Here is a 12,276-nt window from a genome sequence, read left to right on the forward strand (position 1 = left end):
GCGTTAGTTAATGCTGGCCGTGTTGGCCGGCTCGGACGGGCGCTTCTCACCGGCGTAGGGTACGCGAAAACCGTTCGCCGCCAGCCAACCGATGGCGGCCCTCGGTTCGTCGGTCTGGATGATGGTCGCTCCGCGCTCGACCCAGAAGCCGTAGGTCTCGCGCGGCAGGCTGGCCGCCACCGCCAGCTCGTCGCCGCGGCCGCCGGCGAGGAAGCCACCCGGCTTGTTGACGATGGCGTAGGTGTCGGCCCAGATGTGCCAGTCGCCCCTCACCGCCAGCGCGCGCATGCGCGGGCTGAACAGCGGACCGCCGGTCTCCGTCAGTGTCTCCGATCCCATGCGCCAGTTGATCATCTCGACTGCGCGCACCGGGAAGGCCTGGCTGACTTTCTCGGCAAACATGGCGTCGCGAACCGCGTCATCGGCGATGATCGGCATGAACTGGAAGCCGCTGCCGATCGCGTCCATGGCAGCCTTGACCGTGGTGATCCTCTCCGCACTCCACAGGTTCTCCTTGACGATGACCTGTTCGGCCATGCCGAGATCGCGCGCAACCGCAATCATGCCCGCCAGGCTATCGACATCGAGCTTGTTGTCGAGATTGATGAGGATCCTGTCCCTGGTCGCCATCAACATTTCGCCCAAGGTCGAGACCGTCTCGCCGGTAACGGCGCCGGTGCCTTCGATCACTAAACGGCACGTCTTGAGTTCGGCCAGCATTCGGTTGACCACCTCGCCCTTGCAGGTCGTGGTGCGGTCAAGCCAGCTGTCATGCATGACGACGAATTCGCCGTCCTTCGAGCGCCTGATGTCGACCTCGACGATTTCGGCGCCCATTGCGATCGACGCCTCGACGGCGGCGATCGAATTTTCGGGATAGAGCGTCTTGCCGGCCTGCATGCCACCGGCGCGGTGCGCGGCCACCATCACATGGTCGCGCCATTGGTTGGCGTGCTCGAACCGGTCGAGAATCTGCCTGGCGCGCGTTTCGCCTGCCGATGCATGACCAAGGGAGACCACCAGCGCCGCGGAAAGCACAAGGCTCAGCCAAATCGTTCGCATGAGAATCGCTCCGTACCGGGATCGCACCCCGGTTAAGCGATGCCCGTGACAGGCAGGTGAACGAAGCCGGCTTGCAAAATGCCGGAAAATCAGTTCAGCGACGGCCGAAGCAGTCGGCGGCGGCTACTTTTGCTTGCCAGGCAATCTCCTGGCGAGCCATGCGGGGTTCGCCTGGCGAGCAAGGATTTGTGACCGGATCGAATGGCCATGATCCTCCCCAGGGGTCGCAATTCTGAGAATTATGTCCAATAAGGTTGCGCGTCGACGCACAGGAGATATCTTCATGCCGCCAAGGACCATCGATCACGCCTTCACCACCCGCTCCAGGACGGGTGCGTCGTTCGAGCCGACCTATGCCGGCGCGCTGTCGTTCATGCGGCGCAAATATTCGAAGGACGTGAAGGACGCCGATGCAGTGGTATGGGGCATTCCCTTCGACGCTGCGGTCACCAATCGGCCGGGCGCCCGTTTCGGACCGCAGGCGATTCGCCGCGCCTCGGCCATCCTCGACAACGATCCGCAATATCCGTTTTCGCGCGACCTGTTCGAACAGCTTGCCGTTGTCGATTATGGCGACTGCCTGCTCGACAGCGGCAATCACCAGAAGACGCCTGCCACGATCGAACGCGAAGCGGCGAAGATCCTGAAATCCGGCGCCTTTCTGCTGTCACTCGGCGGCGATCACTTCGTCACCTGGCCGCTGCTCAAGGCGCATGCCGCCATCCACGGCCCGCTGGCTCTGGTGCAGTTCGACGCACACCAGGACACCTGGCCCGACGACGGCAAGCGCATCGATCACGGCTCCTTCGTCGGCCGTGCGGTCAAGGAGGGCATCATCGACCCCGACCGGTCGATCCAGATCGGCATCCGCACCCATGCGCCCGACACGTTCGGCATCAAGATCCTGTATGGTCATGAAGTGGAGGAAATGCGTGCGTCCGACATCGCCTATGCCATCGTCGACCGCACCGGCGGCAAGAAGGCCTACGTCACTTTCGACATCGATTGCCTGGATCCGGCTTTTGCGCCCGGCACCGGAACGCCGGTCGCGGGAGGCCCGTCTTCGGCAAAGATCCTGTCGGTGCTGCGCCAGATCAACCAGATCGATATCGTCGGCGCCGACGTCGTCGAGGTTGCGCCAGCCTATGATCACGCCGATATAACGGCAATTGCCGGGTCAATGGTGGCCATGCACTATCTCGGGCTGCTGGCGGAACGAAAGGCGCGGCTCGAGGAAATGAACCAGGGCAATCACAGCGTTGCCGGATTGAATCAGGCAAGCGGCATATAGCTTTGAGATAACAGGAATTTTGGCAAGCAATGAAACCGAAAATCTTCATCGACGGCGAGCACGGCACCACCGGTCTGCAGATAAGGGCGCTGCTTGCCGAGCGCGGCGACCTGGAAATCATCTCCATCCCGACCGAGCGCCGCAAGGAAACGGCAGCGCGCGCCGAGTTCCTCAATGCTGCCGATGTCGCGATCCTCTGTCTGCCGGACGCGGCCGCCAAGGAAAGCGTTTCGCTGATCGCCAATGACACCACCAAGGTGATCGACGCCTCGACGGCGCATCGTGTCGCCGATGGGTGGGAATATGGTTTCGCCGAAATGGACAAGGACCAGGCGAAGAAGATCGCTTCGGCGAAGCGCGTCGCCAATCCGGGCTGCTGGCCCCAAGGACCGATCGCGACGCTGCGGCCGCTGATTGCGGCGGGCCTGCTGCCGGCCGATTTTCCGGTCACCGTCAACGGCATTTCCGGCTATTCCGGCGGCGGCCGGCCGATGATCGAGGATTATGTCGCCAAGGGCGAGGATGCGCCGGAATTCCTGCCCTACGGGCTGACGCTGCAGCACAAGCACGTGCCTGAGCTCAGGACCTATGCCAGGCTTTCGTACGATCCGATCATGCAGCCGGCGGTCGGCAATTTCGCGCAAGGCATGATCACCGTGGTGCCGCTGCAACTCGGCGGCCTCGACCATGTGCCGACCGGCGCCGAGCTTCACGCTGCGATCGCCGATCATTTCGCTTCCATCGTTGGCGGCGTGGTCGAGGTGGCGCCGTATCTGCATCAGGAACGCGTGCCTGAGATCGATCCGGAGATCTATAACGGCACCAACCGGATGAAGCTCTACGTCTTCGCCAATGACGATCGAGCGCAGGCGCTGCTGCTTGCGGTCTACGACAATCTCGGCAAGGGCGCCTCGGGCGCCGCCGTGCAGAACATGGATCTGATGCTCGGCCTCTGAATGGATGCGCCGGCATTTCCGAAGCGCTGGAAGGTCGGCGCGCCCGAACTGATCGTCGAAACGTTCAGCAGCCGCATCTGGAAGGTCGCGCGCGAGGACGGCTCGCCGGCAATCGTCAAGGATCTAAAGCCTTTCGACGATGTCGAGGACGAGTTGCGTGGCGAGCATTTCCTCGCCTGGCGACGCGGCGAAGGCGCGGTGCGGCTGCTCGGCGGCGACGGCCACCGCATGCTGCTCGAATACGCCGGCGAAATCTCGCTGTCACAGATCATTGCGGATCAGGACGACAATGGCGCCACCGCCATCGCGGCGGAGGTGATGGCCAGACTGCTCTCGCCGTCGACGCATCCTGCCCCGCCGGACCTTCAGCCGCTGCGGACACGGTTTTTCAGCCTGTTCAGAAAGGCGAAGGCCGATCGCGCCGCCGGCGAAAGGAGCCTGTATGTCGAAGCTGCCGAAATCGCGGAACGGCTGTTGTCCAATCCGCATGACGCGCGGCCGCTGCATGGCGACCTGCATCACGACAACATCATGCACGGTCCACGTGGCTGGCTGGCGATCGATCCGAAGGGCGTTCTCGGCGACCCTGGCTTCGATGCCGCCAACATGTTCTACAACCCGCTCGACCGAGACGATCTTTGCCTCGATCCGCGGCGGATCGCCCATATGGCGCAAGTCTTTGCAGCAACGCTCGGCCAGACGGCGCCCGCCATACTGGACCACGCCATTGCTTATGGCTGCCTGTCGGCTGCATGGCACCATGAAGATCGCAATGCGGTCGACGAAAACCGCGAGCTGGCGATTGCCGCGGCAATCCGGCGGGTGCGGCTCAGCCTCTGAGAGCAATCTCGTGGGGCAGCGGGTATGCGCCCTTGGTACCGCGCCAATGCGCGGCGGCGAAGCCCAGCAGAACCAGCGCGAATGCCTGATGCGTCAGGGCCATGTGCAGCGGCACCTGCATCAATAGCGTGCCGATGCCGATCGATGCCTGCACCACAACAATCAGGAACAGCAGCGTCGCGCGTCGAGCATGCGTCGTGCCCGGCAGACGCCCGCGTGTCGCAATCATGTGCCAGAGCGCGACCGCGAAGATCGTGTAGGCGCCGACCCGGTGGACGAACTGCACCGTCTTCGGATTTTCGAAGAAATTGCGCCATGCCGGCTCGAGCAGCAGCAGGTCGCCGGGGACCAGCTTGCCGTCCATCAGCGGCCAGGTGTTGTAGCTCAAGCCGGCATCTAGCCCTGCGACCAGCCCGCCGAGATAGATCTGGACCAGCGCCAGCAGCACCAGGAAGCCGGCCAGACGTTGCGTCGTGCGGTCGGCGGCAGGTTCCGAGTGCGGCGCCAGCCCACGCGCGACCACCATGGTCGCCGTAAAGATAAGCGCCGCCAACGTCAGATGCGTCGCCAGCCGGTATTGGCTGACCGAAACCCGGTCAACCAACCCGGACGCCACCATCCACCAGCCTATCGCGCCCTGCAGTCCGCCGAGCAGGAGGATGCCCGACAATTTCGTGCCGAGGCCCGGCTCGATGCGGCGCGTCGCCCAGAAGAACAGCAGCGGCAGGGCGAAGACCACGCCGACACTGCGCGCCAGGATGCGGTGCACCCATTCCCACCAGAAGATCGATTTGAACGCCTCGATGCTCATGCCCTTGTTGAGTTCGGCATATTGTGGGATCTGCTGGTAGCGCACGAACTCCTCCTGCCACTCGGCATCATTGAGCGGCGGGATGACCCCGTGTATCGGCTGCCATTCGGTGATCGACAGGCCGGAATTGGTGAGCCTTGTAGCGCCGCCGACCAGTACCAGCGCAAACACCACCAGAAGCACGACATAGAGCCAACCGCGTACCAGCGCGCGGTTGCGAAGGTCGCGATCGCGGGCGGCGAAAGGCGCGGCATCGGATATGGCAGCAGCCATGGATTTGTCCCGGCAGTTGAACTCGCGGATTGGTGAACCATCGCAACCCGGCTTGCAAGACCGGACAGCGCGGCACGCCGTCGCGCCGTTTCCGGCGGGTTGCGCGTATTGGCTGTTCGGCCTAAGCGATAACGATCAACGAGATCGCGCCATGCCCATTCGCCTGAAAAAGCTGATCGGAAGCTTCCTGCTGGTAGTGCTGGTCATAGTCTATGCACTGGTCGCCTCGATCGTGGCGGTCGCCCAATTGTCGCAGTCCGGGCCGCTGGCGCACTTCATCTTCTTCCTGCTCAGTGGGCTTTTGTGGGTGCTGCCGGCGATGGGCATCATCAAATGGCTGATCCTGGAGCCGCGGCCGAAGAGCCGAGGCAACAGTTAGATCGTCACCACCGTCTTGCCGGCATTGGCCAGCGGCGTCGTCACGCCCGACAGCATGGTTCGGATGTGGGCGACGCTCTGATAGCGGCCGTTGACCGAAATGCGCGGCAGGGCATGCAGGAACTCGGCATGCTCGGCGCGGAGTATGCCGTGGCGGGTCGTCACCGCCGAGGCATAGCCGGCATCGCGAACTAGGCCCACTTCGCGGCGGCCGACGGCGCTGGCATAACCATAGGGATAGGCGAAATGGCGCGGCTCCTCGCCGAGTTTGGCCTGCAATATGCGCTTGACGTCGCCGATCTCATGTCGCGCATCGCTCTCGGAAAGCCGCTTCAGATTGCAGTGATTGACGCTATGTGCGCCGATCGTCACCAGCGGGTGCGCGGCCATGGTGCGGATCTCGTCCCAGTTCATCAGCGTGCTCGGGCGCGGACCGCCCAACTCGATGCCGTTCGAGCGCGCCAGATCCCGCAACACCGCACGCTGGTCCTGCTCGCGCACCTTCAGCGTCAGATGAGCGTGCAGGCGCGCATTGGCCTGGACCTTTTTTCCCGGACTCGAGCAGTCGATCGTCACCGGGCCATCCGGCGTCGTCAGCGTCAGGCGATCGCGCGCATTGACGATGTCCTCGACCACGTCCCACCACAAATCGGCAGCGCCGTCGATCAGTCCAGGCGCGACGTAGATGGTGATCGGCGCGCCGTGTTTCTCCAGCACCGGCAGCGCCTCGGTCATGTTGTCTCGATAGGCGTCGTCGGCGGTGATCGTCGCAAACTGGCCGCCGTCCTTGTCGCCAGCCTTGATGCGCTCGATCGCCTCGTCAAGCGTGACGAAACTGTAGCCGTTCGCCTTCATGTCGGCGATCACGGTGTCGAGAAACCCAGGCGCGATATTCAAGTGGCGGTTGACGCCGTTCGGCTTTTCCGGTGTTGCGGTGACCCGATGCAGCATCAGGATGGCGCCGAGGCCGCCGATAAACGGCTTGGCCAGCGGCGCGAGACCGGAATAACGGGCGAGATTGAGCGCCAGTTTGCGGATTGCCTCGCCCGCGTCGATCATTCATTCACCTTTTGCGCCTAAGCTCATCAAGCATGGAATGCGCCTGCGCGGACCCCCAATCGCGACGAATACGCCCTAAGGATTGAGGTATGGTTGACGCCACCGCATCATTTGACGGCAATCGGCTGGCAAGCAGCGAGGCGTCGCCGTGTGTCTTGCCGGCCGGCAAGGCCGGCCTGTCAACCTCGGTCGCCGATGGTGCGGCGCTGGCGGCGTACGCAGAATTCTGCCATTCGGCGCTTTTTGCCCCGGCGCAGAGCGCAGGCTGGATCCGGAACTGGGCCGCACATACCGGCGCCGACGTTGTCGTTGCGACGCTGCGCGCCGACGACAGGCCGGTCTTCTCGTTGGCGCTGGAGGTCACTCGCAGTGGAGCGTTCCGCGTCGCCCGGTTCATGGGCGGCCGCCATGCGAACGGCAATTTTGCCGCCGCCGAACCGCAATGGCTGGAGAATGCCGATAGCGCGGCGATCCGCTTGATGCTGGCTGCAATTGCCAAGGCGCGACGCGACATCGATCTTGTCGCGCTAGAGCGGCTGCTGCCCGATCTCGACGGCGTTGCCAACCCGCTCTCCGCCTTGCCGCATTTTTCGAGCCCCAATCTGTCGCTGGCCGCCAGTCTTGTAGGAGGATTTGATGCGCTGCTCACCCGCGTGAGCGGCAAGCGCAGGCGCAAGAAACATCGCTCGCAGGCGCGCAAGTTCGAGGCCGTCGGCAGCTATCGTCGCATCGAGGCGAAGACTGCGGACGAGGTGCACATGCTGCTCGATGCCTTTTTCGAGATGAAGGAATTCCGCTTTCGCAAGATGGGTATCGCCAATGTTTTCGGTGAAGCGGAGGTGCGCGCTTTTTTCCGCTCGCTGTTTGCCGACGCGCTTCAAGAGGAAGATCCGTCCTTCGTCCTGCATGGGCTGGAAGTCGCCGGCAAGCTCCGTGCTGTCACCGGATCGAGCCGCTCGGGCAAGCGGCTGATCTGCGAATTCGGGGCGATTGCCGAGGACGACCTCGCACACACCAGCCCGGGCGACTTCCTGTTCTTTGAGAACATCCAGGAAGCCTGCGAGGCGGGTTTCAAAATCTATGATTTCTCGGTTGGCGACGAACCCTACAAGCGATTGTGGTGCGATGTCGAAACGCAGCATTTCGAGGTGCTGGTTCCGCTGACGCTGAAGGGTCGTGCGCTGGCGCTTGCGCTGAGGCACGGCGCAAGCCTGAAGGCATTCATCAAGCACAGCCCAATGGTCTGGAAGCTGACCAAGCTGCTGCGCCGCAAAGCCGTGGGGCGGACAGCACCGGCCGCAGGCGAAGACGACAGCTGATTTCGATTTGAGAAAACTGCCTCAGGCGGCCGAGCGCCGTCCCGGCATTGGCCCCGGCGCCACATGGCCGATTGGCGTGACCAGCGTCAGGTCAGGATAGCCGCTCTCGATGAGCGCGATCGCGGCCTGCGTCACCTCGTCGTCCGGCTCCAGCATGGAGAGCAAGACCTCGGTCCCCGCGCCCACCAGGCGGCTGATGCCTTGCGCGTCGGCCGGTCCGCATTCGACCACGACCAGATCGTAGGCGGTGGTCAGCGACTGCATGATGATCGGCAGCCGGTCGGCGGCGCGCATGGCGCGGACCGGATCGGCTGTGCCGACGGGAATAACGTGGCAGTCCGAATAGAGATCGGGATGGATCACATCGCTGAACTGCGCTTGCGAGGCGAGCAGATCGGTGATGCCCGGAAACAGCCCGCTGTCCAGCATCGGCCGCGAGGCGGCACCCGAAGCGGTGAGATCAAGCAGCAGCACGCGTAGCCCGGCGTCAGAGACCGCACGCGCCACCAGCACCGCCGAGGCGGCCGCCTCGTCGCCTTCCGGCGACACGAATATGGCGCGGGCGGCACCGGTGGCGATCAGTTTTTCCGCGGCCTTGTCGATGTCGACCTCGCCGAGGACAGAACGTGCCGGTTCAATGTCTGCAGCAGCCATTTCAGAGTACTCCGGTTCGATTTTCTCGGCAGCCGCTTCCGCCACCGCGACGGGTTCCGGCTCCACTTTGGTCTCGATAATCTTGTCGTCGTCGGTCTCATCGATCTCGGCGGCTGCCGGTTCGGGCCGGGCAATCGGTGGGTCGGGCTCGGCCATTACGCGTTCGGCCTGGACAGCCGGCATCGCAACCTGCTCGATGCGCTCGAAATGGGCACCGGCGGCCGGACGCATGGCGCGGCCGGAAAACAGTTCCTGCAGCAGCGTGACAATCGCCATGATGAGCAACGAGCCGACAAAGGCCGCACTGACAATCGGACCAATCTTGGGGAAATAGGGTTCGGCCGGCACCTGGGCCTCCGAAAATACGCGAGCATCGACAGGCAGGTAGTTGCGATCCTTGCGTGCAGCCGCCTGGAGATAGCTGGACGAATAGAGATCGAGCTGCTGACGCTTGGTCGCTGCATCACGCTGCAGCGCATCGAGTTCCACCTGCTCTTCGCCGGCGCGGGCGGACGCCGCCTTCAGCGTGTTGACGTCTGCCACGAGTTGAGCCTCTCGCGCCTTCGCCGTCTCGGCCTGCGCCATCAGACCCTTCATGATCTTTTCCGCTTCGTTGCGGATTTGGCGGTCGAGATCGGCGAGCTGCGACTTCAGCGCGCGGATGCGCGGATGGTTGTCGAGCAAGGTGGTGGAAAGGTCGGCGATGTTATTCTTGAGTTCGACTTGCCGCTCGCGCAGGCGCTGGATCAGTTCGGAAGACAACACCTCCGGAACGGCATCCAGCGAGCCGCCATTGCGCAGCGCCCTGCGCACGCCGTCAGCGGTCGCTTCCGCCGAAGCGCGATTGGCGCGCACGCGTGACAGTTCGCTCGACAATTCGGACAGCTGCTGGGTGGCAAGCACCGAATTGTTGCCGCCCATCAAAAGATCGGACTGCGCACGGAATGCGGCAACCTTGGCTTCCGCCTCCTTCACCCGGTTCTGCAGATCCGCGATTTCCGGGGCCAGAAAGTCGGTGGCGGCGGAATTCGATTCGAGCTTGGCATTGCCCTTGGAGGCGATATAGGCATTTGCAATGGCGTTCGGGATCGCGGCGGCAAGCTTTGGATCCTCTGACGAGAACTCGATTGCGATCGCGCGGGTTTTTTCAACGCCATAGACGTTGAGCTTCTCATGCATTGCGTCCAGCACGCGCTCTTCCAGCGGAATCTCGAACGGATCGCTTTTCAAGCCAACAAGGACAAGGGCGCGGCTCAGCGCCGACATCTTCAGCGCCTCGTCGAATTCGGGCAATTTCGCCAGGTTGAGCTTCGCCGCCACCTGCTTGAGGATGTCGGGGGACGAGATGATCTGGACCTCGGTGGCCACAGCCTCTTCGTCGGGAATCGACCGCTCGTTGCCGTTGGCCCCGGCTGGCCGCGTGAACTCCGATTCTCGAGGCCCGATCTCCAGCTTGGCTGCCGCCTTGTATTCGGGCGTTGCAAGCCAGGCGAGCGCAAAGGCCAGGCCGGTTACAACCAGCGCGACGACAAGGATACGCAGCCAGTTTCGCGCCAGGCTGGCGAAAAGCTGCCTGAGATCGACGTCGACATCTGCGGCCGCGGATTGAACGGACATGCATCCCTGCTCCGGTACTGAGTCAGCATGCACCGTAAACAACTATGGTAACTCAGCCGTTAATATCGCGGTAAGAACCTGTTAGGCTCTACTAACAATCAGCAAACAAGAGGCTGAAAACCATCTGCATTTGTCGATCCGGCCCGCATCGGCCGCGCGCCTTTACCGGCCATTAACCCTAACAGGATGATAACCGAGCTCGATCGTTAAGGTTTGCCGCAGAGTCGCCGGCTATTCAAAGGTACGTGTCCGCTCATGAAAAGCACTGCTCCCCTTTTCCGCGCGCTGCTTGCCGTATCGATGCTTTCGGGCTGCTCCAGCTACCGGCCGACGCCGGCCGCATTCCATGAAGTTCTCGACCAGCCCTATCGCCTCGGCGCCGGCGACCGCGTCCGCGTAACCGTGTTCGAGCAGGAAGGACTGACCAATACCTACAGCGTCGACCAGTCCGGCTATCTCTCGCTGCCGCTCGTCGGCAACGTGCCGGCGCGCGGCCACACCGCCCAGCAGCTCGAGGGCGAGATCGCCGAGAAACTGCGCCAGGGTTATTTGCGGGATCCCGATGTTTCGGTCGAAATCGATCGCTACCGGCCGATCTTCGTCATGGGTGAAGTGGGTGCGGCGGGGCAGTATTCCTACGTTCCAGGCCTGACCGTACAGAAAGCCGTCGCCATCGCCGGCGGGTTCACGCCGCGCGCCAACCAGGAAAGCGTCGACATCACCCGCGACATCAACGGCAAAGTGATAACCGGACGCGTGGTGACCTCCGATCCGCTACTACCCGGCGATACAGTCTATGTTCGCGAACGCCTGTTTTGATGTGCTGACCAAGTGGCGGACACACTCAGGATCGTCCACTGCTTTCGCTCACCGGTCGGAGGCATCTTCCGGCATGTGCGCGACCTGACCGAGGCTCAGGTCGCCGCCGGCCATGCCGTCGGCATCGTCTGCGATTCGACCACTGGCGGCGATTTCGAGGAACGGCTGTTCGAACAGATGAAAGGCAGCCTGGCGCTCGGCATTCATCGCACCCCGATGCAGCGGCATGTCGGGCCAGGCGATCTCGCTTCGGCCCGGCGCACCTATAGGATCATAAAAGAATTGCGGCCGGACGTGCTGCACGGGCATGGCGCCAAAGGTGGCGCCTATGCCCGTCTGTTCGGCTCATTGTTGCGGGTATCCAGGTCTCGCGTAGCCCGCCTTTATTCGCCGCATGGCGGCTCGCTTCACTATGACGAGACTACCGCCATGGGGAAGCTGTTCTTCGCGCTCGAGCGCTTCATGGCTCGCTTCACCGATTGCCTGCTGTTTGTTTCCGATTATGAGCGGCGGACTTATCGCAGGAAGGTCGGCGAGCCGCCCATTCCGAACGCTCTCGTCCACAACGGCCTGCGCGGCGCCGAGTTCGAGCCGGTGTGGACCGAGCACGATGCGGTTGACCTCCTCTATATCGGCATGATGCGAGACCTCAAAGGCCCCGACATCTTCATCGATGCGCTGGGGCTAGCCGCGACACGCCTCGGCCGCCCATTGAAGGCGCTGATGGTCGGCGACGGCGACGACCTGCCGCGCTATCGCGCCCAGGTGAATCAGCTCGGCCTCGAGGTCAGCTTCCTGGCGCCGATGCCGGCCAGGCTCGCCTTCACGCTGGCCGAACTGGTCGTCGTTCCCTCGCGCGCGGAAGCCATGCCCTATATCGTTCTGGAAGCGCTCGCCGCCGGCAAGCCGATCATCGCGACGGCGGTCGGCGGCATACCGGAAATCTTCGACACCGGCTCGCCTGCCCTGATCCGGCCCGACCCGCGCGAACTCGGCGACAAGATAAGCGCCGCATTGGCCGATCTCGACACCTACAAGGGCCTGATGCCCGGCCTCGCCGACCTCAAGGCACGCTTCGGCGCCGATGTAATGGCCGCTGAAATCGAAAAGGCTTATTTCGCCGCGCTCAAACAATAGAGCAACGGCTGCAAAAGGCCCCCCGGTGAAAGCGTCTCCAAAGCCATCTGTTGTTTCAAG

General features: G+C 63.1%; 11 protein-coding genes. 7 read left to right on the forward strand and 4 right to left on the reverse strand.

Going from position 1 to position 12,276, the window contains the following annotated elements; translation table 11 throughout:
• Positions 1 to 3: 3 nt before the first annotated feature.
• The gene (locus NKG60_RS14020) at positions 4 to 1,062 is read right to left on the reverse strand and encodes a glycerophosphodiester phosphodiesterase family protein (protein WP_352865670.1); all 1,059 of its coding nucleotides are present in this window, start codon (positions 1,060 to 1,062) and stop codon (positions 4 to 6) included.
• A 283-nt stretch (positions 1,063 to 1,345) separates the two neighbouring features.
• Here NKG60_RS14020 and speB point away from each other — a divergent pair, with 283 nt between their 5' ends.
• From speB to NKG60_RS14035, 3 genes are read left to right on the forward strand one after another with little or no spacing between them, the layout of a single operon-like run.
• Positions 1,346 to 2,353, forward strand: coding sequence for an agmatinase (speB, locus tag NKG60_RS14025; protein ID WP_352865668.1), 1,008 nt, complete (start codon positions 1,346 to 1,348; stop codon positions 2,351 to 2,353).
• 29 nt (positions 2,354 to 2,382) lie between these two features.
• A complete protein-coding gene (gene argC, locus NKG60_RS14030) occupies positions 2,383 to 3,309 on the forward strand; it encodes an N-acetyl-gamma-glutamyl-phosphate reductase (RefSeq protein ID WP_352865666.1) in 927 nt (308 codons plus the stop codon).
• Positions 3,310 to 4,149 carry an aminoglycoside phosphotransferase family protein gene (locus tag NKG60_RS14035; protein ID WP_352865663.1) on the forward strand — a complete coding sequence of 280 codons (840 nt, stop codon included), beginning with the start codon at positions 3,310 to 3,312 and terminating at the stop codon, positions 4,147 to 4,149.
• Here NKG60_RS14035 and NKG60_RS14040 read toward each other — a convergent pair.
• Positions 4,139 to 5,233, reverse strand: coding sequence for a COX15/CtaA family protein (locus NKG60_RS14040; protein WP_352975002.1), 1,095 nt, complete (start codon positions 5,231 to 5,233; stop codon positions 4,139 to 4,141). The two genes, NKG60_RS14035 and NKG60_RS14040, sit on opposite strands and share 11 nt — an antisense overlap.
• A gap of 151 nt (positions 5,234 to 5,384) precedes the next feature.
• Between NKG60_RS14040 and NKG60_RS14045 the strand changes: the two genes are divergently transcribed.
• Positions 5,385 to 5,612 carry a DUF2842 domain-containing protein gene (locus NKG60_RS14045; protein WP_352865657.1) on the forward strand — a complete coding sequence of 76 codons (228 nt, stop codon included), beginning with the start codon at positions 5,385 to 5,387 and terminating at the stop codon, positions 5,610 to 5,612.
• Here the strand turns inward: NKG60_RS14045 and NKG60_RS14050 are convergent.
• Positions 5,609 to 6,670 (reverse strand): polysaccharide deacetylase family protein, encoded by a 1,062-nt coding sequence (locus NKG60_RS14050; protein ID WP_352975003.1) that lies wholly within the window; start codon positions 6,668 to 6,670, stop codon positions 5,609 to 5,611. The two genes, NKG60_RS14045 and NKG60_RS14050, sit on opposite strands and share 4 nt — an antisense overlap.
• Positions 6,671 to 6,759: 89 nt before the next feature.
• Between NKG60_RS14050 and NKG60_RS14055 the strand changes: the two genes are divergently transcribed.
• On the forward strand, positions 6,760 to 7,989 hold the full coding sequence (locus NKG60_RS14055; protein WP_352865652.1) for a GNAT family N-acetyltransferase: 1,230 nt from the start codon (positions 6,760 to 6,762) through the stop codon (positions 7,987 to 7,989).
• Positions 7,990 to 8,010: 21 nt separating this feature from the next.
• Here the strand turns inward: NKG60_RS14055 and NKG60_RS14060 are convergent, their stop codons facing one another.
• On the reverse strand, positions 8,011 to 10,260 hold the full coding sequence (locus tag NKG60_RS14060) for a GumC family protein (RefSeq protein WP_352865649.1): 2,250 nt from the start codon (positions 10,258 to 10,260) through the stop codon (positions 8,011 to 8,013).
• Between the two features lie 255 nt (positions 10,261 to 10,515).
• Between NKG60_RS14060 and NKG60_RS14065 the strand changes: the two genes are divergently transcribed.
• Both NKG60_RS14065 and NKG60_RS14070 read left to right on the forward strand, forming a co-directional pair.
• Positions 10,516 to 11,079, forward strand: coding sequence for a polysaccharide biosynthesis/export family protein (locus NKG60_RS14065; RefSeq protein ID WP_254817578.1), 564 nt, complete (start codon positions 10,516 to 10,518; stop codon positions 11,077 to 11,079).
• A gap of 12 nt (positions 11,080 to 11,091) precedes the next feature.
• Positions 11,092 to 12,216: a glycosyltransferase family 4 protein gene (locus NKG60_RS14070; RefSeq protein ID WP_352865646.1), complete on the forward strand. Its 1,125-nt coding sequence runs from the start codon at positions 11,092 to 11,094 to the stop codon at positions 12,214 to 12,216.
• The last annotated feature ends 60 nt before the right edge of the window (positions 12,217 to 12,276 follow it).

The sequence above is a fragment of the Mesorhizobium sp. M1428 genome, assembly GCF_040317515.1.
Taxonomy (GTDB): domain Bacteria; phylum Pseudomonadota; class Alphaproteobacteria; order Rhizobiales; family Rhizobiaceae; genus Mesorhizobium.